Below are 21,354 nucleotides of genomic sequence, written 5' to 3'. Positions count from 1 at the left end.
CCACGGACGTAGACTCCCGAGCCATGGACAGCGCCATCTCCATCCGGTCAGCCGGCGAGGCCGACTTCGACACGCTCACCGACGTCTGGGAGCGCGCCGCCCGGCCGACCCACCCGTTCCTGGACGACGAGCACCTCGCCGACCTGCGGCCCCGCATCCGCGACCTGCTCCTGCCCTCGATGGACGTGTGGCTCGCCGCGATCGACGGCCGCCCGGTCGGTTTCGTCGGCGCCCGCGACGACCACGTCGAGCTGCTCTACATCGATCCAGAGGCGCAGGGCAGGGGCGTCGGCCCCGCGCTGCTGACCCGGGTCGCCAATGGGGCCGGGCCGCGCAGCGTCGAGGTCTACGCCGGAAACGCGGTCGGACTCGGCTTCTACCGTTCGCAGGGCTTCGGCGAGACTCGTCGCGACCCCACCGACGTCGTCGGCCGCGCGTTCGCGATCGTCCACCTCGAGCGACAGGAACCCACATGAGCATCGTGACCGTCGACAATCTGAGCACCGAGCCTCCATTCGAGCAGGTACGTCGCCAGATCGCCGGGCAGGCCTCCGACGGCACCCTGCAGGCCGGTCACAAGCTGCCGACCGTCCGGGCGCTGGCTGCCGAGCTCGATCTCGCAACCAACACCGTCGCCAAGGCCTACCGCGCGCTCGAGACTGACGGCATCACCGAGACCCGCGGTCGGGCGGGCACCTTCATCGCCAGCCGGCGGATGCATGATGCCGAGGCCGATGAGGCGGCGTCCACGTACGCCCAGCTCGCCCGCCGTCAGGGCCTCTCGGCCGACGAGGCACTCCGGCTCGTCGAGCGACACTGGCGCGACTGATCGGCCGTTGCGCGCCGGGGATACCGTAGGCACGTGCCCTTTCACCTCGTGCTCCTGCTGCTGTTCATCGTCGGCCTCGGCCTGATGGGCTTGGCGCTCAGCGGCTATGGCTCTCCAGACCATTCCGACCAGCCACCGCCCCGGCTGCCCGGGCACGACATTCAGGACAAGCTGAACCGCGACACCGACTCCTAGCTCGTCACTCCGCCATGGTGTTGGGCTTGCGCCACGTGCGCTCGAACGGCAGCCGCCAGGCCCGCGGCGCGATGAGCTGATGGACCGAGTTGGGCCCCCAGGTGCCGCCGGAGTATGGCCGCACGGGCGGCACATCTGCCAGCAGCGGCTCGGAGATCTCCCACAGCCGCTCGATGCCTTCCGCGGTCGTGAACAGTGTCCGCTCACCCCGCATCGCGTCGTAGATCAGTCGCTCGTACGCCTCGAGAACCTCGCCCGCCCGCTCGGTCTCCTGCATCGCGAACTGCATGCTGAGCTTGTCGAGCCGCATGCCCGGACCCGGTCGCTTGCCGTAGAACGACAGCGACATCCGCGAGGAGTCCGCCAGGTCGAACGTCAGGTGGTCGGGTCCGGCGAGGCCGACCCCCGAGCCGGCCGGGAACATGCTCTTGGGCGGCTCCCGGAAGGCGATCGAGATGATTCGCGCACCCTCTGCGAGGTTTTTGCCCGTGCGCAGGAAGAATGGCACCCCGGCCCAACGCCAGTTGTCGATCTCGGCCCGCAGCGCGACGAACGTCTCGGTCTCGGAGTCCGAGGGGACCCCCTCCTCGTCCCGGTAGCCCTGGTACTGGCCGCGGACGACGTTGTGCGGTTCGAGCGGAAGCATCGAGCGGAAGACCTTGTTCTTCTCCTCGCTGATCGAGTCCGAGTCCAGCGACGTCGGCGGTTCCATCGCCATGAACGCCAAGACCTGGAACAGGTGCGTCACGACCATGTCCTTGAACGCGCCGGTGCCCTCGTAGAACCCTGATCGGCCCTCCACGGAGAGTGTCTCGGGCACGTCGATCTGGACGTGGTCGATGAAGTTGCGGTTCCAGATCGGCTCGAACAGGCCGTTCGCGAAGCGGAACGCCAGGATGTTGAGCGCTGCTTCCTTGCCCAGAAAGTGGTCGATGCGAAAGATCTGGTCCTCCGCGAAGACCTCGTGGAGCTGCGAGTTGAGCGCCTTCGCGCTGACCAGATCGGTGCCGAAAGGCTTCTCCATGATGATGCGGGACCGCTCGACCAGGTCCGCCGCAGCAAGGGTGTGCACGACGTCGAGCGCCGCCTTGGGCGGGACGCTCAGGTAGTGCAGTCGGCGCGGGCTGCCGCCGAGCTCGGCCTCCAGAACCGATGCAGCCGCCGCCAGAGCCTCGGGACCGGCCTTGACGTTGACATATGACAGCTTGGGGGCGAACCCACGCCACTTCTCCTCATCGACCTCACGGGTGCTGAACTCCCGGTACGCCTCGCCGGCGAAGTCGCGGAACGCCTCGTCATCGAAGTCGTCGAGCGAGACGCCGATGATGCGGGAGTCCGACACCAGTCCGGACTGGAGCAGGTGCATGATGCCCGGCAGCAACTTGCGGCGGGCCAGATCGCCCGTGGCGCCGAAGAGCACGATCAGATGTGGCTCGTCCATCTGCTCAGGCTAGACCCGTCTGATTGCCTTGAGGTGAATTCCCGGCGCCGGGTCAAGTCTCGCTGCGGACTCGGACGCTCAGATCAACCGGCGATCGTTGGCCCAACGCGTGAGCTCGTGCCGGCTGGAGAGCTGCAGCTTGCGCAGGACGCTGGAGACATGCGTCTCGACGGTCTTGATCGAGATGAAGAGCTCCTTGGCGACCTCCTTGTACGCGTAGCCGCGGGCGATCAAGCGCATGACCTCGCGCTCGCGCTCGGTGAGTCGGTCGATCTCCTCGTCAATCTGGGCGACCTCGATGGTTCCAGCGAACGCATCAAGGACGAACCCGGCCAGCCGTGGGGAGAAGACCGCGTCACCTGCGGCGACCCGGTTGATCGCATCAAGCAGCTCAGGGCCGGAGATGTTCTTGGTGACGTAGCCGCGAGCGCCCGCACGGATGATGCCGATGACGTCCTCGGCCGCATCGCTGACCGACAGGGCGAGGAACTTGATGTCGGGGTGCCGCAGGTGCAGGCGGCGGATCACCTCGAGCCCCCCGCCACCGGGCATGTGCACATCGAGCAGCACGACGTCAGGCTTGGTCTCGGCGATGACCTTGACCGCGCTGTCGACGTCCTCGGCCTCGGCAACGACGTCCGCCGGTCCGTGGATCTCGGCCCGGACGCCCGTGCGGAACATCGCATGGTCGTCGACGATCGCGACGCGCAGTGTCGTCATGGACTCACCTCTTCTGTCGGGGCCGGGTCAGCGGTTCGAACGGGCACGCTGAGAGCGACCTCGGTGCCCCCGCCCGGAGCGCTGCGGATGGACGCTGTGCCGCCGTGCCGCTCGACCCGGTCGACGATCGAGCCTCGCACACCCATGCGATCCTCGGCGATCACCTCCGGGTCGAAGCCGACCCCCCGGTCCCGGACGAAGACCTCAACGGTGCGTCCGTCGGTCTCGGAGTAGACGTCGATGCGGTCGACATGCGCGTGCTTGGCGGCATTGATCATGGCCTCACGCGCGGCCCTGACGATCGCCGTGACGTCGGGGTCCAAGGGGGCGTCACCGACCGCGATGACCTCGACCGGGACGCGGTGAGTGTCCTCGACGTCCGCCGCGGAGGCTCGCAGGGAAGCGACCAGCGAGTCGCCGGGCTGCTCGTCCGTGCCATACAGCCACGCCCTCAGCTCGCGCTCCTGTCGCCGAGCGAGCGTCGCCACAGCCGCTGAGTCACCGGCGTTCTTCTGCAGGAGGGCCAGGGTCTGCAGCACCGAGTCGTGCAGGTGCGCGGCGACGTCGGCGCGTTCTTGCGACCGCACCCGCTCGCGACGTTCTTCCGACAGGTCACTCAGCAGCTTGGTGATCCACGGCCCGAGGATCAGCAGGAGCCCGACGACCGCGATGGCGGCGGCCGAGCCGACGTCGACGAGGGCGCTCCAGCCGCGCTCCTGGGTGATGAAGTAGATCCCTGCGGTCGCGACCAGCGCTGCACCGGCAGCGATTCGGGCCGCGAACGCCCAGCCACGCGTCTGCCGCATCCAGCGACTCAACGCCGCATCGTCGAACTGGCGCCAGATCACCGCAAGACCCACCACACCGATCAGCAATGGCGCGAATGCTCCCCCGGCGATGCCCCGACCGGTCGCCTGGATCGCGACCAGGACTCCCACACCGACTGCCCCGAGGGCCAGGGTCTGGGCGATCTCGAACGCGCCCGGACGACCGCTGGTGCGCAGCCCTCGTCTGGTCGCCGACTCCAGTCCCGGTGGCAGGTCGGGCCGGCGCAGCGGGAGGAACCGCCACAGCAGCAGATAGCCGATGACGCCGACGCCGTGGAACCAGGTCGCGACGATGAACGCCAGCCGGACGTAGATGACCGGCACGGCGAAGTGCTCGGCCACCCCCGTCGCGACACCGCCCACGAGCCGACGATCGGCGGGTCGGTAGGCGCGTCGGTATTCGGTCACCCCCCGATCGTCACACGTGCGCGCGGTCGTGCGCCATCAGGAACGGCCCCCGGCGACCCTGACCTGGGTCAGCGCCGGTTCAGGGTCGAACCCGATGGCCCTCGCGCCGGGCCTCGGACACGATGGAGCCATGAACGCAGAACGCACCCTCCCACCCGAGCCGGACGACGGCTTCGAGCCGCAGCGGCTCCGCACCATCACCGACATGAAGCGGTCGACGGACGACCGCATGCTCGGCGGTGTGGCATCCGGGGCCGCCAAGTACCTCAACATCGACCCCGTCATCGTTCGGGTCGTCATCGCGGTGCTCACGGTGGTCGGCTTCGCGGGTCTGATCCTCTACGTCGCGGCCTGGTTCCTGCTGCCGGCCGAGGGCGAGGAGCGCAGCATCGCCGCCGACTGGTTCAAGCTCGACAAGAACGAAGAGCAGGTTCGGATCGCCGGCATGGTCGGGGCCGCCGTGCTCGCGGTCATCGCGATCGTGGGCGACAACGGCTACGCGTGGTGGGGATTCCCATGGCTTCTCGTGCCAGCAGCCGCGATCTACTACCTGTTCGCGGTGCGGCCCCGGCGCCGCCGGGCCGCCGCGGCCGAGCTCGCCGCCTACTACGCGCAGCATGCCCAGCCCGTCGGCGCGCGGACCCAGACCCCGGCGCACGAACCGCAGCTCGCGCGCAGGCCACCGATGGTCGGAGGGTCCTATGCCCGTCCCCCGCGGGACCAGTCATGGGCGTTGACCTGGCTGACGTTGTCCCTAGCAGCCATCGCGCTCGCCTCGACCCGGATCTACGCCGAGTACCACGAGAGCGCGCCCTGGCCGACATACGTCGCGGTAGCTCTGGGCGTCGTGGCGATCGGGCTGCTGGTCAGCACGGTGCTCGGGCACGGCGGCCCACTGATCGCCATCGGCATCCTGCTCGCAGCCGCCCTGGCGATCGGCTCACTCATCCCGAGCGGCCGCATCGGCGCCGACTACCCCACGCCCCTCGACGCCGGCCAGGTCGACGGCACGTACAAGCATGGCGTGGGTCTGCTCGAGCTGGACCTGACCGACGTGGCGGACCCTGATGCACTGCTGGGCCGCACCGTCAGCATCCGAGCTGGCGTCGGGCAGACCAAGGTCATGGTGCCCGCCGGCCTGAACGTCGAGGTCACGTCTCAGCTCGGTGCCGGACAGGTCGTCATCTTCGACCGGCAGGCCGAGGGCACCAGGAACCGGCTTGCCCATCCTGCCGACTCCGGCCCTGCACTGACGATCGACATCCACCAACGAATCGGCAACATCGAGGTGATCCGCAAATGACCAGACACTCGTTCCGCTGGGAAGGGCTCGTGTTCGGGCTGTTCTTCCTGGCCGTCGTCGGAAACTGGGCGGTCTGGAAGCAGGATCTGCTCACGACTCGCCAGCTCAGTCTGCTCACCTCTGGCGTCCTGATCTTCCTGGGGCTTGTCGGCGTCGCCGCCACGCTGTGGAGGAGCCGTCCCGCAACCGCCGCGCCCACACCGAACCACGAGACCATCGACGAACCCACCCCGGAAGGACCCCAAGATGAAGAAGCTCACTCGCAGTCGTGACGAGAAGTGGATCGGCGGCGTGTGCGGAGGCATCGCCGCGTACACCGATCTCGATGTCAACCTGATCCGACTGCTGCTCGTCATCGTCACGGTGCTGGGTGCCGGCTCGCTCATCGTGGCCTACGTCGTGGCCTGGATCCTCATGCCGCGCGCACCGAAGCAGTGGCAGCCGTGGACCACCCCGTCTACTGACGCGCCAGCCACGTCGCACGAGCCTGGACCGCCGTCTGCGTGAAGTCGGAGAACAGCCCGTCGACCCCCGCGTCGAAGAACGCAAGGTACTCGCCCACGGCATTGCCGTGGGCGGCCTTGTTGCTGCTGGTCCGCAGGTCGGTCGGGAGGAAGTTGTTCTCGTTGCGCATGGTCCAGATGTGGACCATCAGTCCGACGTCATGGGCATGCCCGACAAGCCGCGTCTCCCCAGCCAGTCGGGATCGCTTGTCCCGGGCGATGATCTGACTCTTGTTGGGTCCGATTCCGTTCGCGTAGGTCGCGATCTCCGCCAGCTCCGCCGGAGAGCTGAGAGTCGCGTACGTGCGCGGATCGCGCGCTGCGACCAGATCGTACGGAGCGCCCTTGCGATTCATCAGCTGGATCAGTGGCAAGGGGGTTCGGTCACGCAGGCGCCGCAGGTTGCCGACCTCCATCGACTGGATCATGATCGGACTCCCGGCCCGATTGACCCCGCGGCGCTCCAGAGCGGTGACCAGCAGGTCGTTGAGGTCCAGGCCAATCCCAGCAAAGTACGTCGGGTGCTTGGTCTCGACGTAGACGCCGACCGGGGTCTCCCGCCACCTGGTCGCCTCCTGGGCAATCACCAGGACCTCGTCGAAGGTCAGGATCCGCTGCGTGTGCTCCAGCCGGATGTTCTGCGGCCGCAAGGCCGGAAGCCGCTCGCACACCCGCAGTGTCTTGATCTCCGCAAGCGTGAAGTCTTCGGTGAACCATCCGGTGCACGGCACACCATCGATGAACTTTGAGACCTTGCGCTCGGCGAATTCTGGATGCTCCGCAACGTCCGTCGTCCCACCGATCTCGTTTTCGTGGCGGACGACCAGGACACCATCTTTGGTGCTGACGACATCCGGCTCGATGTAGTCCGCGCCCTGTTCGATTGCCAACAGGTACGACGGGCGTGTGTGCTCAAGCCGCTCACCGGGCACTCCGCGGTGGGCGATGATGACGGGGGGTGTCCGGGACACACCCCCATCAAACCGCATCTGGTCCCGTATCCGTGTCAGCAGGCACCAGACGGACGGCCCCATCACGTCGCGGATCGGCAGCGGCGAAAAGCCGACCGTCGGAGCGGCGCAGCGTCGCGGCCACCCCGCCGTAGTACATCGTCAGGTCCGTCTCTGTCTTGACGACCTCGTCGGACCGACCTGCACGGTGGACGTGCACGCGCGGATGGTTGATCGCCTGCTGCAGCCCCATGCCGCCGACGAATCCGGCGAGCGCCTGCACGATCGCGGTCGTGATCCGGTCGGCACCCGGTGAGCCGATCGCGAGCGCTGAGCCGTCGACATGACGACCCACGGTCGGAGCCATGTTGGAGAGCAGACGGGTGCCCGGCGCCAGCCCGTGCAGCCCGCCGGCGTTGAGCTCCTGCTCGCCGAGGCAGTTGTTGAGCCAGATGCCGGTGCCCTTGGCGATCATGCCCGCGCTGTAGCCCGAGGACACCGTCACAGAGCACGCACCACCATCGCTGTCGGTCGCCGAGACGTGGGCGGTCGAACCCGACTCGAGCACGGCCAGGTGGTCGCGGTCGATCAGCTCGAGGAATGCCGCGGCGTCGCGCTCGAGGTCGTCCGTGTGATCGAGCACCGAGAGCCGGTGTCCCAGCACCGCCCGTTGCACCCGGATGAGGTGTGCGACGTCCTCGGCGTCCCACTGTGCGTAGGGACGCCCCTCCAGCAGCCGCAGCATCGCCGTGACGCACACCCCGCCGACCGATGGCGGGGGGTTGGTCCCAAAGGTCCAGTCACCCACCGTCGTCTGCAGGGCCGGGCGGACGACTGGCTGGTAGGCCGCGAGGTCTGCGCGGCCAAGGATGCCGCCCCGGCCGATCACGTCGTCGCTGATGAGCTTTGCGAGGTCGCCCGTGTGCAGCGCGGCAGGGCCCTCTGTCGCGATCAGCTCGAGGGACTCGGCCAGGTCGGGCAGCACGACGAGCCCGGTCTCGAGCTCGCCGTCCGCGTCGTGCACGGCGGCGTAACTCTGCGAGTCCCACCCGAAGATGTCGGTGTGGACGTACTCCAGGTAATAGCGCGATGCGGAGCCCAGTCGGAACCCTCCGCGGGCGACGGCGATCGCGGGTGCCACAATCTCCCGCCACGGCACGCTGCCCCATCGCCCGTGCGCTTCCCCGAACGCGGCGAGCGACCCGTGCGCGGCGATTGCACCCGGGCCGATCGTGACGGTGACTCCGCCCCCGTACTCAGTGTCGATGTCCCACGTGCCACCGCCAAGGTCCTGGCCCCGACCAGGCATGTCCATCCAGCCGTCGACGGTTTGCGGCGGGCTGCCATCGGGCGGCTGGACCGTGATGAAACCGCCGGAGCTCAACGACACGATGCCAACCTCGTTGACCATCGTGACCAGCGCCGCAGCGAGAGCCGCGTCGACCGCGTTTCCACCGGCGCGGGCCACCTGCTCACCGGCATCGGCCGCGGCCTCATTGGGCGCGGCAAGCGCAACATCCGGCATGACCGCAGGCTACCCGGGGAGCCGTCCAACTTCGTCTCGGGCCGAGCGAGCAGGTGTGACCTGGGTCACAAATGACTATCCGAATAGTTCGAAAGGACTACTCCACAATCTGTGGGTAAAGCTGTGAGAATCCCTCCGGACACAGTGCCGAACCGAGGCCGATCTGCGAGGTCGAGACGTTTGCGACGCCCCTCGCGGGGTACGTGAGAGGCGACCCGATCCACCGCCCCACCACGACCGGTCCACTGCTGGTGGTTGTCACGACGAGGACTTCGATGCTGCTCCCCAAGGCCCGCGGTGACCTGAGCCAAGCGCTGTTCGTCGCGCTGCGTCACCCTGACGAGAACGTCTCGGCACTGTCCGACCTCCGGCCCACCGACGACGATGACGCTCAGATTGCGCTGTGGACGATGTATGAGCTGCACTACGCCGGCTTCGAGGACGTCGACGACTCGATGGAGTGGCGACCCGAGATCCTGGGCCTACGGCGTGATCTCGAGACCGGCTTCGAGCGTCTGCTGCGTGAGCGGCACCGAGCCACGACGCTGGACGGCCCGTTCGCGGAGGCCCTGTTCTCGTACGTCGAGGACCACGACGGACCCTCGCTCGCGGCTCACGTGCACCGGCACGCCGACCGGGACCAGGTGCTCGAGCTGCTCCGGCACCGCTCGATCTACCATCTCAAGGAGTCCGATCCGGTTGCCTGGGTCGTGCCCCGGCTCCCGACGGTGCCGAAGGCCGCGCTCATGGAGCTGCAGTACGACGAGTACGGCGGCGGCGACCCCAACCGGCTGCACTCCCACCTCTTCGCGCTCGGGCTCGACGCCTCCGGCCTCCGGTCGGATTATGGCGCGTACATCGACGACGTCCCGGTCGAGACGCTGCAGGAGAACAATGCGATGTCGTTGTTCGGGCTGCATCGCCGGCTGCGGGCCGCGGCGCTGGGTCATCTCGCGGCCTTTGAGACGACCAGCTCGCTGCCGTCCCGACGGATGGCGCAGGGCCTGTCCCGACTCGACTTCCCACCGGAGATCGTGGCGTACTACCAAGAACACGTCGAGGCTGATGCCGTGCACGAGCAGCTCGCCGTGCGGACAATTTGCGGATCGCTGGTCAAGCTGGAGCCACAGTTGGTCGACGACGTCGTATTCGGGGCGTTCACGTGCCTGGACCTCGCCGATCGCTATGCCCGGCGGATGCTTGCGCAGTGGGCCGCATGAGCGGCGACCACGGATTCGAGCACCCTGACGTGATCCTGTGCCCGGGCGGACCCATGCTGATCCGGGGCGATCACCTCATCGAGGACTCCGACGGCGTGGCGCACCCGACCCGACGCCCGGTCAGCGCGGTGTGCCGGTGCGGCAAGTCCGGAAGCCAACCGTGGTGTGACGGCACCCACAAGATCCTTCCCGACCGCGCCAGGCCCTAGGGCCGCGCCAGCGGACGGGTCGCCGGGCCCTCGAGGACATCTCCCTCGGGGGAGAACCGCGAGCCATGCAGCGGGCAGTCCCATGACCGCTCCTGGTCATTCCAGGCCAGGATCCCGCCGAGGTGGGTGCAAAGTGCGCGGACGGCGCAGGTCCGGCCGTTGACGGTCGAGACGCCCGTCGGCACCACTCCGTCCCGACCGATCTCACCGGAACCTTCGGACGGCTCCGAAGGCATGGGGCGTGACTCCGCGGCCACGACGCCCTTGGCCAGCGCGACCCCCACGCCCACATTCGTCAACAAGCCCTGCACTACACCGGCCGGACGCGGGATGCGTCGGCCGAGCGGCTTGGCCCACGGCTGCGGATCGCCCAGGATTCGAGCCGAGATGCTGCGGGCCGCGGCGACCCCGTTGGTCATCCCCCACTTGTCGAATCCGGTCGCGACGTGGAACCGGCCGCCACCCCGTGGCAGAGCGCCGACGTACGGGACCGCGTCGTGGGACTGATAGTCCTGCGCCGACCACACATGCGTCTCGACCGCACCGGGGAAGTACTTCGCGGTCCACTCACGCAGCTCGTCGACATGGGCCGCTTCGGAGCGGGTACGACCGACAGTGTGGCCCGCGCCGCCGATCAGGAGCTTGGTCGACCGGCCCCGAGGGGCATCGCGGATCGACCGGCTCGGCGCACCCGCGGACAGGTACATCGCCTGCGGCGCCTCGTCGACGTCGAAGGCCAGCGCGTACGAGCGCAGCGGCTCAAGCCTGGCGAAGTAGAGCCCGCGATCCAGGATCGGGGTGCCGGTCGCCAGCACGACCTGCTCCGCGCCCAGGCTCGCCCCGTCGTCGAGCTGCACCGTCGGTCGGCCGATCTTCGAGGCGCTCACGACGCGATGCCCCTCGTGGATCGTGCCGCCGTGCGCCCGGACCTGTTCGGAGAGGGCCAGCAGGACCTCGACCGGGTCGAACTGCGCTTGGTCGGGCAGCACCACCCCACCACGGTGCGGGAACGACACGGACAGCTCGTCGGTCCAGCGCGCGCCAAGTCCGAGGGACTTGGCCGCGTCGAGCTCGTCTCTGGCCGACTCGACCTGATCGCGCTGGGCGGCGTATGTCACTGCATCCCGGGTCTGCGTGGCCACGCCGTGGTCCGCACAGAACCGCAACAGCCACTGTTGACCCTCGAGGTTGCTGTCGACGTACGCCTGGGCCACCCGGTGGGACTGCCGGCTCAGGATCTTGGACAGCTTGGTGCCCTGCAGCAGCGACAGCTTCGCGGTCGTGTTGCCGGTCGCCACGGCGCCGATCGTGCGGGCCTCGAGGACCGCGACCCTCCGGCCAGCGCGGGCCAGGAGCAGCGCCGTGGTCAGGCCGGTCAGGCCCGCGCCAACGACGATGTCATCGATCCGTCCGTCCACTGGCAGCGGATCGCTCATGGTCTGGTCGGTCCGGTCGAGCCACAGGGAGGTCACGCCTGGCCTCGTACCCGTCCGTGGCCAGCAACAAACTGTGACGTCGATCGTGGGGCGGCCATACGCTGGGCACATGCCCGAGCTGCGAGCCATCGTGAGGGATCTCTACGCCGTGCCGCTCGGCGACTTCATTGCTGAACGGGCGAAGCGCGCCGCCGCAGCGGGCGACAAGGAGCTGGCCGCGCAGGTCAAGGCGCTCCGCAGACCCAGCGCCGCGGCCTGGGCGGTCAACGCCCTGGCCAGGGAACGCCCCGACCTCGTCGAGGAGATCGTCGAGCTCGGCGAGCAGCTGCGAGATGCCCAGTCCGACACCGTTGGAGCGCAAGCGCCGCGAGGCTGCCGAAGCCAAGGTCACCCAGGCACGCCGTCGCGCGCGAGCCGCCACCGAAGAGCTCCAGACCTGCGCGGCCGAGCACGGCGAGCTGCAGGAGGAGCTCGAGCACCTACGCAAGCAGGCCACGTCGATCCTGCACAAGATCTCTGCGGCCGAGACCGCGTCGAAGCGGGCCGACCGCGCGAGGAGTGAGGCCGAGGAGGGGGAACGAGTGACTCAGCAGGCACTCGAGGCCGCCGAGGCGGACCTCGATCGGCTCGACTAGCTGGGCGTCCCGCGACGACCCTCGACGACGAAGGCCAATCGTCGGAGCGTCTCGACGTTGCGCCACTTGAGCGAAAGGGCCGTGACAGGTGACGGTATGAGGGTGCCGGGTCCGGACACGACCTCTTCCTCGATCGTGACCTCGGTCTCCACCCCGACGTCGCTGAGCCGGAGCACGACGTCTGCCTCACCCATCGGCCAGGCCCGCGCCCGCAGTGTCAGCGAACGCCCCGGCACGACGTCCAGCACCCGGGTGTGGTCGTCGATCATGACCGGCCACGCGCCGACCGAGTGGTGAATGCGGCTGCCCTTGGTCGGCCAGTCGTCGTCGACGTCCCGGATCCGCGTCGCGCCGACGACCCACAACGGATAGAGCCAGCCATCGGCGAGCACGTCCCACACCTCGCCGGGGGTCGCGGCGATCGTGCGCCGGTTGGTCGTCATGCCGCGTGCCGCCCACGTGTTGTCTGCATGCATCCGGTCTACCCCCCGCCGCGGTGCGGCAAACCATCGCCGCGCGGTCAGATCCTGGCGCGTGGGAGGCGTCGGCCGCTGCACGCCCGGCTCGCCTGCTCGTGTTCGGCCCAACGACGAGCGAGCGAGGTCACTCCCACTCGATCGTGCCCGGCGGCTTGCTCGTGATGTCCAGGACGACCCGGTTGACCTCGTCGACCTCGTTGGTGATGCGAGTCGAGATCCGCTCCAGGACCTCGTAGGGCAGCCGGCTCCAGTCCGCCGTCATGGCGTCTTCGCTGGAGACCGGGCGCAGCACGATCGGGTGCCCGTACGTCCGGGCGTCGCCCTGCACACCCACCGACCGGACGTCCGCCAGGAGCACGACCGGGAACTGCCAGATCTCGCCGTCGAGCCCGGCCGCCGTGGTCTCCTCGCGGACTATCGCGTCGGCCTCACGGAGGATTCGCAGGCGTTCGGCGTCAACGGCGCCGACGATGCGGATCGCGAGCCCCGGTCCGGGGAACGGGTGGCGCCCGACGATGCCCTCGGGCAGGCCCAGCTGACGGCCGACGTCGCGCACCTCGTCCTTGAACAAGGTGCGGAGCGGCTCGATCAGGCTGAACTCGAGGTCTTCGGGCAGCCCACCGACGTTGTGGTGGCTCTTGATGTTGGCCGCACCCTCCCCACCGCCGGACTCGACCACATCGGGATAGAGCGTGCCCTGCACCAGGAAGCGGACCGGGGTGCCCGGCGTCGCGAGCACCTCACGCTCGGCCTGCTCGAAAGTGCGGATGAACTCGCGACCGATGATCTTGCGCTTGTCCTCGGGGTCCGAGACCCCGGCGAGGAAGCCCAGGAACTGCTCGCTGGCCTCGACGACCTTCAGATCGACACCGGTGGCCTTGACGTAGTCGGTCTCGACCTGCTCGGCCTCGCCCTCACGCAGCAGACCGTGATCGACGAACACACAGGTCAGCTGGTCGCCGATGGCCTGCTGCACGAGTGCTGCGGCCACGGCCGAGTCGACGCCACCGGAAAGACCACAGATCACCCGCGCGTCACCGACCTCGGCACGGATCAGCGCAACCTGCTCCTCGACGATGTTGCTGCTGGTCCAGGTCTGCCGGCAGCCGGCGATGTCGACGAGGAAGGCTTCCAGGATCTGCTGGCCCTGCTCACTGTGCAGCACTTCGGGGTGCCACTGGACGCCGGCAAGCCTGCGGTCGGTGTTCTCGAATGCCGCGACCGTTGCGCGCGGTGAGTTGGCATTGACGGTGAATCCCTCGGGGGCTGCGACGACCTCGTCGCCGTGCGACATCCAGGAGGTCAGGGTCTCGGGCATCCCGGCGAGCAGCGTGCCGGGCTCGAGCACACTGACGGCCGTGCGGCCGTACTCACGCTGACCCGTGTGGGCGACGTTGCCGCCCAACGCCTGGGCCATTGCCATGAAGCCGTAGCAGATGCCAAACACCGGGACCTCGGCGTCGAACAACGTCGCGTCGAGGCTCGGCGCACCGGGCTCGTAGACCGATGACGGCCCGCCCGACAGGATGATCGCCGCAGGCTGCTTGGCCATCATCTCCGCGATCGGCATGGTGTGCGGGACGATCTCGGAATACACCCGAGCCTCACGCACGCGACGCGCAATCAGTTGGGCGTACTGCGCCCCGAAGTCGACAACGAGGACAAGGTCACGATCAGGGGTCACCCGGCCCATCCTATCGGCCGAAAAATATGTTCCAGAACGTCGTAACCATGTCTGGATGGACTCGTTTTACAGGGTGGATCCAACAACACTCCCTCCCGTTGGATCCTGTGCTGCTCCTCGTGGCACAACAGGGCCCGACCCGTGAGCTCCCTCCCGGTCGGGCTCTGTGCATTCCGGGACCTTTTCAGGCGGTGAGCCACTCGCCCATCCGGCCAAGAAGCGGTGTGCCGTTCGTGTATCCGAGCCCGGACAGCCGAGCGATCCACCGCCCCCTCGGGGGCTGCTAGCTCACTCCGACGATGGGCAGGCGGAGAGCGGCGGGGGCGTCTGCTGGCACCACGGGGCTCTTCGGCGCGATCGGATCCATCTGCCGGTACGCCTCCCCAACGGCCGGACGCACGTCCGTCTCGCCCTTGTTGGGCCAGTACGACATGACTCGCTCGGTCTGGGCCGTGATCGTCAGAGACGGATTGACGCCCAAGTTGGCCGTGATGGCCGAGCCGTCCGCGACGTGAAGACCCGGGTGGCCGTACAGCCGCTGGTAAGGGTCGATGACACCGCTCTCGGGCGAGTCCCCGATCGCGCAGCCACCCATGAAGTGGGCCGTGAGAGGGACGTTGAACGGCTCGCCGATCGTCCCGCCGGCGGTGCCACCCATCTCGTCGGCCATCATCTGCACGGCACGGTGGCCGGGCTCGATGAACGCCGGGTTGGGAGCGCCATGCCCCTGCTTGGAAGTCAGCTTGCGCTTCCCGGTGATGCCGCGCTTGGTGTAGGTCGTGATCGAGTTGTCGTGCGTCTGCATGACCAGCGCGATGATCGTGCGCTCCGACCAGTGACGCAGGTCGTACAGCTTGAGCAGGTTGCGCTTCTGCTTCCACACCTGCTTGAGCCACACGCGCCACCGCGGGGTGTCGGTGCTGCCATCCGTCAGGACGGTCTGCATCAGCGACATCGCGTTGGATCCCTTGCCGTACCGGGTCGGCTCGATGTGGGTGAACTCGTCGGGGTGGAACGACGACGTGATCGCCACACCCTGGCTGTAGTCGACGTCCTTGCCGTCGGCTATCGAGCCCAGGAGTGCTTCGGAGTTCGTTCGGGTCAGCAGCCCGAGTCGGTCCGAGACACCCGACAGGTGACCCTGGTCCTTCATCTTGTGCAGTAGCTTCTGGGTGCCCATCGTGCTGGCCGAGAAGACGACCTGCTCCGCGGTGATCTTCTGGTGCGGGCGGAAGCGACGGTTGGTCCGGCGGGTCTCGATCTCGTAGCCACCACCCGGCAGCGGGCGCACGGCCGTGACGGTCGTCATCGGGTGGACCTCGGCGCCCGCGGACTCGGCCAGGTGGAGGTAGTTCTTGACCAGGGTGTTCTTGGCGTTGTGCCGGCAGCCGGTCATGCACTCGCCGCAGTTGAGGCAGGCATTGCGCTCAGGCCCGGCACCGCCGAAGTACGGGTCGGCCACCTTCTCGCCCGGCTGGCCGAAGTAGACGCCGACTGGGGTGTGGTGGAACGTGCCGCCGACGCCCATCTGCTCGGCGACCTTTTTGACGATCTCGTCCGCGGGCGACACATACGGGTAGACCGTGACGCCCAGCATCCGCTTGGCCTGGTCGTAGTACGGCGCCAGCTCGGACTTCCAGTCAGTGATGTGGCCCCACGCGGTGTCGCGGTAGAACGGGTCGAGCGGCTCGTAGAGCGTGTTGGCGTAGACCAGCGATCCCCCGCCGACTCCTGCCCCGGAGAGGATCAGGACGTCCTTGAGCTTGTCGATGCGCTGGATGCCGTAGCACCCGATCTGCGGCATCCAGAGGAACTTACGCAGCCGCCAGGAGCTCGCGGCGAAGTCCTTGTCCTCGAAGCGCTTGCCGGCCTCGAGCACGGCGACCTTGTAGCCCTTCTCAGTCAGCCGCAGCGCCGAGACGCTCCCACCGAAACCGGAACCGATGACAACAACGTCGTGGTCGAACTCAGGCACGGGGTGTCCTCCTCCAAGCGCCGCGCGGCTCGCGGTCATACCCCGAGTATGACATCGCGCATGTCACGTGGCTACCGATGAGTAACGAAGCGCGTCTCCTCAGCCGAACAGACCCTCGCCCCAGAAACCCTTACGGCCGACGCCAGGCGGACAGGCGAACAGCCCCGAGCTGACGTGCACGATGTATTCGTTGAGGCCGTCGTTGAGCTGGCCGGCCAGCGATTTCTGGATCTGGACGAACTGCTGGGGGTCACGTTGGTACGCCAGGAAGAACAGGCCGGCCGACAGCTGGCCCAGACCATCGGAGCCGTCGACGTAGTTGTAGCCGCGCCGCAACAGCTTGGCACCCTTGTTGAAGTCCGGGTGGGCCAGCCGCACGTGCGACTTCTCCGCGATCGCCAGCTCGCCGCCCTCACCCTTGGCGTCGAAGTCGGGCTCCTCGAACTCATCGCCACCCGAGAGCGGCCCACCGGAGCGCTTGTCCCGACCGAAGATGACTTCCTGACCCTCCAGCGACTCCCGGTCCCAGATCTCGACGCGCATCGCGATCTTGCGACTCACCAGGTAGGAACCTCCGACGAGCCACTCCGGGCCGTCCTCCTCGTGCACCCAGACGAAGTCGGAGACATCGTTCTTCTCCTCGACCTTGATGTTGGCCGTGCCGTCCTTGAAGCCGAACAGGTTGCGGGCCGTGACCTGCGCCGCCGACGTCGAGGAAGTGCGGCCGAAGCCCATCTGCGAATAGCGCACCGAGGCGCGTCCGAAGGCGATGCGGACGAGGTTGCGCACGGCGTGGACCGCGACCTGCGGGTCGTTGGCGCAGGCCTGGATCGCGAGGTCTCCCCCGCTGATCGCCTCGTTGAGCTGGTCACCGGAGAAGAGGGGAAGATCCTTCAGCCGGTCGGGCAGCTGGCCCTCCAGCCCGAACCGGACCTTGCCGTCGTCGTCGACGAACAGGCTACGTCCGAAGCCCACGGTTATCGTCAGGCCCGAGGGCGCGAGGCCGAGCGCCTCGCCGGTGTCCTCCGGCGGAGCCAGCGGCGATCCGGAGACCGCACCGAACTGACCGACGTCATTGCCCTGGCTCATCTGGCGGGCCGCGACGGTCCAGTCCTTGAGCAGCGAGATGAGGTCCTCACGCCGATCACTGGTCATGTCCAACGCCGCGAAGTAGAGCCGATCCTGGGCCGGTGTCACGATGCCGGCCTGGTGGTCTCCCTCGAACGGGAACGGAACCGCATCGGGGTCCGCCACGACCGGTGCCGGATCGTTGCCGACCGCGTAGCCTGCCCCTGCCCCGACAGCGCCGGCAGCGAGTGCGCCGACGCCAGCGGCTCCCAGCAGCTTCCTGCGGGAGAGACCGGAACCGGGCTGTTTCATTTCAGGCACCGGGCCACGCTACGCGGACTTCGCGACCACGGCCGCGACCTTGCTGATGGGCTCGCTGAGCGCGGCCACCAGATCGGAGAGCCGCTTGACCTGCGCCGCCGTCAGCTTGTCGTACGACAGCCAGTCACCGCTGGCGTTCTGGTACTGGTCGAGATCGGCATCGAGCGCCTTGAAGTCGGCGTCGAGCTGCTTGACCAGCGCCGGGTCCTGCTTCACCAGCACCGGGCGCAGCGCGGAGATCGCCGCCTGCGAGCCCTCGATGTTGGCCTTGAAGTCCCACAGGTCGGTGTGGCTGAAGATGTCTTCCTCACCGGTGATCTTGCCGGTCGCCACTTCGTCGAGCAACGCCTTGGAGCCCTGCGCGAGCTCGAGCGCGGTCAGCGGAGAATCCTTGCCGAGCGCGACGATCTTCTTGACGTTGCTCAGCAGGTCGTCGGCGTACTTGTCCATGCCCTTGGTGTTGTTCTCGACCCACAGCTGCTTCTCGATCCGGTGCCACCCGGTGAAGTCACGGCCTTCGGCCTTGGCGTCCGGCTCACGGCCGTCGGTCAGCGGATCGAGGTCACCGAACTTCTCGGCCACCGGCTCGATCCGCTCCCAGTAGGTCCGCGCGATCGGGTAGAGCCGCTTGGCCTCGGCGACGTCGCCGGCCTTGACCGCCGTGACGAACTCGGTGGTCCTGGTGATCAGCGCCCCGGCCTGCGACTCGACGTAGCGCTCGTACGACGTCGCGGCGGCGGTGAGCTCCTGCGAGTCCGAGAGCTGCTTGGCGGCCTCACCCGTCACGGTGATCTTCTGCCGGATGCCATCGCCGACCATCCCGGGCTTGCAGGCGCCTTCGTACGTGCCCTTGGGCAGGTCGATGACCAGGTTGCGAGAAAGACCCGGTCCGATGTTCTCGACCTCACCCAGGATTCGATCACCCTCGGCGTAGATGTAGAACTCGGTCACCTTGCTACCGGTGTTGGTCACCTGGAAGGTCGACGGACCCGCCTCGAGCTCGGTTGCAGAGATCTTGCACGACGAGTCCGCGGCCTTGACCGTCAGGGCGCCGGTGGATGCGGTGTCCTCGGCGCAGGCGCTGAGGGTCAGGGCGGCTGCCGCGACGAGGCCGAGCGTCATGAACTGCTTCATGCAGGATTCCTTAGATCTGGGGGGGCGGCCCAACTGATTAGGCTAGCCTCACCATGCTAAGGCATGCCTGACTCGCAAGGCCAGCGGGAAGCGGTGTGACGTGATCGTCAAAACGCGACGACCGGGTCACCCACTGCGACCGTGCCGGTCCCCAAGGGGACGAGCCGAATGCCGAACCACGTCTTGCCGTCCCACTTGCGGTGGCGGGCCAAGGTCCGGATCGGCTCCTTGCCGTGCGCCAACGTCGTCGGGTCGATCGTCGTGACGAGACAGCGGTCGCAGTGCTCGGCGAATCGGAACGACACATCGCCGATGCGGATCTGCCGCCAGCTGTCCTCGGCGAACGCCAGATCCGAACCCTCGATCACGATGTTGGGCCGGAACCGGCGCATGTCCATCGGCTCGGGCCCGTGGTCCTGCGCGACCCACGCATCCAGCTGGGCCAGTGAGACGCTGGTCGTCACCAGCAACGGGCCGGTGTCGGCAAGACTGAGTGGCTCTGCATCTCGCCCGCCATGCTTCGTGGAGATTGGCCGCCGCGCCGGGTCGTCCTGCCACACCAGGCGAACCGGCTCACCCACGACCGCGCTGAGCCATAGCGCAGCCTCGTCACCGGCATCGATCATGGTCGGCAGTCGCGAGACGTCGACCGCGACCTCCGGGCCGCCGCGCGGAACCGGCACGTGCCATGGCACCGCACCGACCCTGGTGAGCGTCAGCCCGCCCTCGGCATCGGGTGTGGCCGTCACGGTCAGCAGACGGTCGTGCGTCGTTGCGTTGAGCCGAGTGCCGAGCGGGTCGACCACGGCCCACCGACGGTCGTGACGCAGCCCGGCGAGCTCGACCGACGAGGCCGGCAGCGTGACCGCAGCGGTGGCCTTGATCGGATAGATGTGAATCGACCCGACCTGCATCAGAGCAGCTTCTCGAAGCAGAGCGAGTAGGCGGCCACCTCGTACGGCGGGTAGACCGGGATCGAGGTGTAGCCGTGCCGGTCATAGAACTTCAGCGCAGCGTGCTGCCGGTCGCCAGTGTGGATCACGACCCGTCGGGCGCCCTCGTGACGGGCGGCACCCTCCATGGCGGCCAACAGCGCGTCGGCGACCCCCGAGCCCCGGTTGCCCGGGACGACGTACATGCGCTTGATCTCTAGCTCGTCGCCGAGCCGGCGCAGGCACGCGTGGCCGATCGGGCCGGACTCAGAACGCGCCACGACGGTCGCGACGATCGAGGCCGGATCCATGCCCTCGGCGCCCGAGCGGTGCACCGCCGCGGGGTCGGAGGCATAGAGCTGGTTGCCGGCAGCCACATGCTCCTCACGCAGCGCCACAGCATCGGGGTGCTCGAACGGGACGCGCTCGAGGACGTGTGCGCCGGTCAACCGACGACGACCTCGACCCGCTGGAACTCCTTGAGATCGGTGTAGCCGGTCGTCGCCATCGCACGGCGCAGCGCACCGATCAGGTTCATCGTGCCGTCCGGCACCGACGACGGCCCGAACAGCACCGACTCGAGATCGCCGACCGTGCCCATCTCGACCCGGGCGCCACGCGGCAGGTCGGGGTGCCACGCCTCGGCCCCCCAGTGGAAGCCACGACCCGGCGCCTCCACGGCGCGGGCGAAGGGCGAGCCGATCATGACGGCGTCGGCACCGCACGCGATCGCCTTCGCGATGTCGCCACTGCGGCCGATCGAGCCGTCGGCGATGACATGGACGTAGCGGCCGCCGGACTCGTCGAGGTAGTCCCGGCGCGCTGCCGCGACATCAGCCACAGCAGACGCCATCGGCACCGAGATGCCCAGCACACTACGGGTCGTGTGCGCGGCGCCACCACCGAAGCCGACCAGCACCCCGGCCGCTCCGGTGCGCATCAGGTGCAGGGCGGCCTGGTAGGTCGCGCAGCCGCCCACGATGACCGGGACGTCGAGCTCGTAGATGAACTCCTTGAGGTTGAGCGGCTCGGTCTGGCCCGAGACGTGCTCGGCCGAGACGGTCGTGCCACGGATGACGAACAGGTCGACGCCGGCATCGACCACGACATCGGCGAACTGCTTAGTTCGCTGGGGGGACAAGGACCCGGCCACCGTGACACCGGATGATCGCATCTGCTGCAGGCGGGCTGTGATGAGCTCGGCCTTGATCGGCTCGGCGTAGATCTCCTGGAGCCGCTTGGTCGCCAGGGCACCCTCGATGCCGGCGACCTCGTCGAGCAGCTTCTCCGGATTTTCGTAGCGGGTCCACAGTCCCTCGAGGTCGAGGACACCCAGGCCACCGTGCTTGCCGAGGGCGATCGCGGTCTCGGGGCTCATGACCGAGTCCATCGGGGCGGCGATGACCGGGAGCTCGAAACGGTAGGCGTCGATCTGCCACGCCGTCGAGACCTCTTCGGGGTCACGCGTGCGCCGACTCGGCACGATCGCGATGTCGTCGAAGGAGTACGCGCGGCGTCCCCGTTTGGCCGTGCCGATCTCGATGTCTGCCATGCGTACAG

General features: G+C 68.1%; 23 protein-coding genes. 9 read left to right on the top strand and 14 right to left on the bottom strand.

Annotated elements, in window-relative coordinates; genetic code table 11:
• Positions 1-23: 23 nt before the first annotated feature.
• From C6I20_RS01935 to C6I20_RS16985, 3 genes are read left to right on the top strand one after another with little or no spacing between them, the layout of a single operon-like run.
• Positions 24-476, top strand: coding sequence for a GNAT family N-acetyltransferase (locus C6I20_RS01935; protein ID WP_118394418.1), 453 nt, complete (start codon positions 24-26; stop codon positions 474-476).
• A complete protein-coding gene (locus C6I20_RS01930; RefSeq protein WP_118394417.1) occupies positions 473-829 on the top strand; it encodes a GntR family transcriptional regulator in 357 nt (118 codons plus the stop codon). Before C6I20_RS01935 ends, C6I20_RS01930 begins: the two co-directional genes overlap by 4 nt.
• Before the next feature lie 33 nt (positions 830-862).
• Positions 863-1,024: a hypothetical protein gene (locus C6I20_RS16985; RefSeq protein WP_162891065.1), complete on the top strand. Its 162-nt coding sequence runs from the start codon at positions 863-865 to the stop codon at positions 1,022-1,024.
• A 4-nt stretch (positions 1,025-1,028) separates the two neighbouring features.
• Here the strand turns inward: C6I20_RS16985 and zwf are convergent, their stop codons facing one another.
• The 3 genes from zwf to C6I20_RS01915 form a co-directional block, all read right to left on the bottom strand.
• Positions 1,029-2,465, bottom strand: coding sequence for a glucose-6-phosphate dehydrogenase (zwf, locus tag C6I20_RS01925; protein WP_118394416.1), 1,437 nt, complete (start codon positions 2,463-2,465; stop codon positions 1,029-1,031).
• A gap of 78 nt (positions 2,466-2,543) precedes the next feature.
• Complete coding sequence (locus C6I20_RS01920; RefSeq protein ID WP_118394415.1) at positions 2,544-3,185, bottom strand: response regulator transcription factor; 642 nt, start codon at positions 3,183-3,185, stop codon at positions 2,544-2,546.
• The gene (locus tag C6I20_RS01915; RefSeq protein WP_118394414.1) at positions 3,182-4,420 is read right to left on the bottom strand and encodes an ATP-binding protein; all 1,239 of its coding nucleotides are present in this window, start codon (positions 4,418-4,420) and stop codon (positions 3,182-3,184) included. Before C6I20_RS01915 ends, C6I20_RS01920 begins: the two co-directional genes overlap by 4 nt.
• Before the next feature lie 130 nt (positions 4,421-4,550).
• Here C6I20_RS01915 and C6I20_RS01910 point away from each other — a divergent pair, with 130 nt between their 5' ends.
• From C6I20_RS01910 to C6I20_RS01900, 3 genes are read left to right on the top strand one after another with little or no spacing between them, the layout of a single operon-like run.
• Positions 4,551-5,723 (top strand): PspC domain-containing protein, encoded by a 1,173-nt coding sequence (locus C6I20_RS01910; protein WP_162891064.1) that lies wholly within the window; start codon positions 4,551-4,553, stop codon positions 5,721-5,723.
• A gap of 29 nt (positions 5,724-5,752) precedes the next feature.
• Positions 5,753-5,995 (top strand): hypothetical protein, encoded by a 243-nt coding sequence (locus C6I20_RS01905; protein WP_162891063.1) that lies wholly within the window; start codon positions 5,753-5,755, stop codon positions 5,993-5,995.
• On the top strand, positions 5,970-6,230 hold the full coding sequence (locus C6I20_RS01900) for a PspC domain-containing protein (protein ID WP_118394411.1): 261 nt from the start codon (positions 5,970-5,972) through the stop codon (positions 6,228-6,230). The genes C6I20_RS01905 and C6I20_RS01900 overlap by 26 nt, the downstream gene beginning before the upstream one ends.
• Here the strand turns inward: C6I20_RS01900 and C6I20_RS01895 are convergent.
• Positions 6,181-7,197, bottom strand: a complete 1,017-nt coding sequence (locus C6I20_RS01895; RefSeq protein ID WP_254052210.1) for a glycerophosphodiester phosphodiesterase — start codon at positions 7,195-7,197, stop codon at positions 6,181-6,183. The two genes, C6I20_RS01900 and C6I20_RS01895, sit on opposite strands and share 50 nt — an antisense overlap.
• A gap of 7 nt (positions 7,198-7,204) precedes the next feature.
• Positions 7,205-8,701 carry a gamma-glutamyltransferase gene (locus tag C6I20_RS01890; protein WP_118394409.1) on the bottom strand — a complete coding sequence of 499 codons (1,497 nt, stop codon included), beginning with the start codon at positions 8,699-8,701 and terminating at the stop codon, positions 7,205-7,207.
• A 275-nt stretch (positions 8,702-8,976) separates the two neighbouring features.
• Between C6I20_RS01890 and C6I20_RS01885 the strand changes: the two genes are divergently transcribed.
• Positions 8,977-9,921, top strand: coding sequence for an iron-containing redox enzyme family protein (locus C6I20_RS01885; RefSeq protein WP_118398466.1), 945 nt, complete (start codon positions 8,977-8,979; stop codon positions 9,919-9,921).
• Positions 9,918-10,130 (top strand): CDGSH iron-sulfur domain-containing protein, encoded by a 213-nt coding sequence (locus tag C6I20_RS01880; RefSeq protein ID WP_118398463.1) that lies wholly within the window; start codon positions 9,918-9,920, stop codon positions 10,128-10,130. The genes C6I20_RS01885 and C6I20_RS01880 overlap by 4 nt, the downstream gene beginning before the upstream one ends.
• Here the strand turns inward: C6I20_RS01880 and C6I20_RS01875 are convergent.
• Positions 10,127-11,602, bottom strand: coding sequence for an FAD-dependent oxidoreductase (locus C6I20_RS01875; RefSeq protein WP_216822961.1), 1,476 nt, complete (start codon positions 11,600-11,602; stop codon positions 10,127-10,129). The two genes, C6I20_RS01880 and C6I20_RS01875, sit on opposite strands and share 4 nt — an antisense overlap.
• Positions 11,603-11,898: 296 nt before the next feature.
• Between C6I20_RS01875 and C6I20_RS01870 the strand changes: the two genes are divergently transcribed.
• Positions 11,899-12,201 (top strand): hypothetical protein, encoded by a 303-nt coding sequence (locus C6I20_RS01870; RefSeq protein ID WP_118394407.1) that lies wholly within the window; start codon positions 11,899-11,901, stop codon positions 12,199-12,201.
• Here the strand turns inward: C6I20_RS01870 and C6I20_RS01865 are convergent.
• The 8 genes from C6I20_RS01865 to C6I20_RS01830 form a co-directional block, all read right to left on the bottom strand.
• Entirely contained in the window at positions 12,198-12,677 is a 480-nt protein-coding gene (locus C6I20_RS01865; protein ID WP_254052209.1) for an SRPBCC family protein, read from the bottom strand. The genes C6I20_RS01870 and C6I20_RS01865 overlap by 4 nt on opposite strands.
• A gap of 127 nt (positions 12,678-12,804) precedes the next feature.
• The gene (gene guaA / locus C6I20_RS01860; RefSeq protein WP_254052208.1) at positions 12,805-14,364 is read right to left on the bottom strand and encodes a glutamine-hydrolyzing GMP synthase; all 1,560 of its coding nucleotides are present in this window, start codon (positions 14,362-14,364) and stop codon (positions 12,805-12,807) included.
• 283 nt (positions 14,365-14,647) lie between these two features.
• The gene (locus tag C6I20_RS01855) at positions 14,648-16,378 is read right to left on the bottom strand and encodes a GMC family oxidoreductase (RefSeq protein WP_118394405.1); all 1,731 of its coding nucleotides are present in this window, start codon (positions 16,376-16,378) and stop codon (positions 14,648-14,650) included.
• A gap of 60 nt (positions 16,379-16,438) precedes the next feature.
• Positions 16,439-17,719, bottom strand: coding sequence for an iron uptake transporter deferrochelatase/peroxidase subunit (gene efeB, locus C6I20_RS01850; RefSeq protein WP_118394404.1), 1,281 nt, complete (start codon positions 17,717-17,719; stop codon positions 16,439-16,441).
• An 18-nt stretch (positions 17,720-17,737) separates the two neighbouring features.
• Entirely contained in the window at positions 17,738-18,862 is a 1,125-nt protein-coding gene (gene efeO, locus C6I20_RS01845; RefSeq protein WP_118394403.1) for an iron uptake system protein EfeO, read from the bottom strand.
• A gap of 107 nt (positions 18,863-18,969) precedes the next feature.
• A complete protein-coding gene (locus C6I20_RS01840; RefSeq protein ID WP_118394402.1) occupies positions 18,970-19,776 on the bottom strand; it encodes an MOSC domain-containing protein in 807 nt (268 codons plus the stop codon).
• Complete coding sequence (locus C6I20_RS01835; RefSeq protein WP_118394401.1) at positions 19,776-20,243, bottom strand: GNAT family N-acetyltransferase; 468 nt, start codon at positions 20,241-20,243, stop codon at positions 19,776-19,778. The genes C6I20_RS01840 and C6I20_RS01835 overlap by 1 nt, the downstream gene beginning before the upstream one ends.
• Positions 20,240-21,346: a GuaB3 family IMP dehydrogenase-related protein gene (locus C6I20_RS01830; protein ID WP_118394400.1), complete on the bottom strand. Its 1,107-nt coding sequence runs from the start codon at positions 21,344-21,346 to the stop codon at positions 20,240-20,242. Before C6I20_RS01830 ends, C6I20_RS01835 begins: the two co-directional genes overlap by 4 nt.
• Positions 21,347-21,354: the final 8 nt, after the last annotated feature.

The organism is Aeromicrobium sp. A1-2 (assembly GCF_003443875.1).
Lineage (GTDB): Bacteria > Actinomycetota > Actinomycetes > Propionibacteriales > Nocardioidaceae > Aeromicrobium.
The sequence above is the reverse complement of the archived record's forward strand: the minus strand, read 5'-3'. Positions and strand labels throughout refer to the sequence as shown.

What these genes read in the sequence shown, in the direction of transcription:
- C6I20_RS01935 (WP_118394418.1), top strand. Translation starts at nt 24, where the DNA reads ATGGACAGCGCCATCTCCATCCGGTCAGCCGGCGAGGCCGACTTCGAC.
- C6I20_RS01930 (WP_118394417.1), top strand. Translation starts at nt 473, where the DNA reads ATGAGCATCGTGACCGTCGACAATCTGAGCACCGAGCCTCCATTCGAG.
- zwf (WP_118394416.1), bottom strand. Translation starts at nt 2,465, where the DNA reads ATGGACGAGCCACATCTGATCGTGCTCTTCGGCGCCACGGGCGATCTG.
- C6I20_RS01920 (WP_118394415.1), bottom strand. Translation starts at nt 3,185, where the DNA reads ATGACGACACTGCGCGTCGCGATCGTCGACGACCATGCGATGTTCCGC.
- C6I20_RS01910 (WP_162891064.1), top strand. Translation starts at nt 4,551, where the DNA reads ATGAACGCAGAACGCACCCTCCCACCCGAGCCGGACGACGGCTTCGAG.
- C6I20_RS01900 (WP_118394411.1), top strand. Translation starts at nt 5,970, where the DNA reads ATGAAGAAGCTCACTCGCAGTCGTGACGAGAAGTGGATCGGCGGCGTG.
- C6I20_RS01890 (WP_118394409.1), bottom strand. Translation starts at nt 8,701, where the DNA reads ATGCCGGATGTTGCGCTTGCCGCGCCCAATGAGGCCGCGGCCGATGCC.
- C6I20_RS01885 (WP_118398466.1), top strand. Translation starts at nt 8,977, where the DNA reads ATGCTGCTCCCCAAGGCCCGCGGTGACCTGAGCCAAGCGCTGTTCGTC.
- C6I20_RS01880 (WP_118398463.1), top strand. Translation starts at nt 9,918, where the DNA reads ATGAGCGGCGACCACGGATTCGAGCACCCTGACGTGATCCTGTGCCCG.
- C6I20_RS01870 (WP_118394407.1), top strand. Translation starts at nt 11,899, where the DNA reads ATGCCCAGTCCGACACCGTTGGAGCGCAAGCGCCGCGAGGCTGCCGAA.
- C6I20_RS01865 (WP_254052209.1), bottom strand. Translation starts at nt 12,677, where the DNA reads ATGCATGCAGACAACACGTGGGCGGCACGCGGCATGACGACCAACCGG.
- C6I20_RS01855 (WP_118394405.1), bottom strand. Translation starts at nt 16,378, where the DNA reads ATGACCGCGAGCCGCGCGGCGCTTGGAGGAGGACACCCCGTGCCTGAG.
- efeB (WP_118394404.1), bottom strand. Translation starts at nt 17,719, where the DNA reads ATGAAACAGCCCGGTTCCGGTCTCTCCCGCAGGAAGCTGCTGGGAGCC.
- efeO (WP_118394403.1), bottom strand. Translation starts at nt 18,862, where the DNA reads ATGAAGCAGTTCATGACGCTCGGCCTCGTCGCGGCAGCCGCCCTGACC.
- C6I20_RS01840 (WP_118394402.1), bottom strand. Translation starts at nt 19,776, where the DNA reads ATGCAGGTCGGGTCGATTCACATCTATCCGATCAAGGCCACCGCTGCG.
- C6I20_RS01830 (WP_118394400.1), bottom strand. Translation starts at nt 21,346, where the DNA reads ATGGCAGACATCGAGATCGGCACGGCCAAACGGGGACGCCGCGCGTAC.